The organism is Paraburkholderia sp. BCC1885, from assembly GCF_900996235.1.
In the GTDB taxonomy this organism is placed as follows: Bacteria; Pseudomonadota; Gammaproteobacteria; order Burkholderiales; family Burkholderiaceae; genus Paraburkholderia.
This window is the reverse complement of the sequence record NZ_CAAJGM010000102.1, coordinates 1-508: the sequence shown is the minus strand read 5'-3', so window position 1 is coordinate 508 and position 508 is coordinate 1. Positions and strand designations below refer to the sequence as shown.

Below are 508 nucleotides of genomic sequence, written 5' to 3'. Positions count from 1 at the left end.
TCAGGCCGTCGAACATGACGCGCAAGCCCTGGCCTTCCTCGCCGATCAGGTTCTCGGCGGGAATCTCGAGATTGTCGAAGAACAGCTCGTTGCTCTCGTGGTTGACCATGTTCGGGATCGGCTGCACTGTCATACCCCGGCCGATCGCCTCGTGCAGGTCGACGATGAAGATCGACATGCCCTCGCTCTTCTTGCTGACCTCGGCCAGCGGCGTGGTGCGCGCCAGCAGGATCATCAGGTCGGAATGCTGGACGCGCGAGATCCACACCTTCTGGCCGTTCACCACTTAGCGGTCGCCGCGGCGCACGGCGGTGGTCTTGATCTTCGTGGTATCGGTGCCGGTGGTGGGCTCGGTCACGCCCATCGACTGCAGGCGCAGCTCGCCCGAGGCGATCTTCGGCAGGTAGCGGTCCTTCTGCGCGGCCGAGCCGTGGCGCAGCAGGGTGCCCATGTTGTACATCTGGCCGTGGCAGGCCCCCGAGTTGCCGCCGTTGCGGTTGATCTCCTC

1 pseudogene is annotated in these 508 nt (G+C 65.0%); it reads right to left on the bottom strand.

The annotated features are described in order from the left end of the window. Positions 1 to 508, bottom strand: a pseudogene (locus FQ755_RS08300) (acyl-CoA dehydrogenase family protein); the annotation flags it as partial.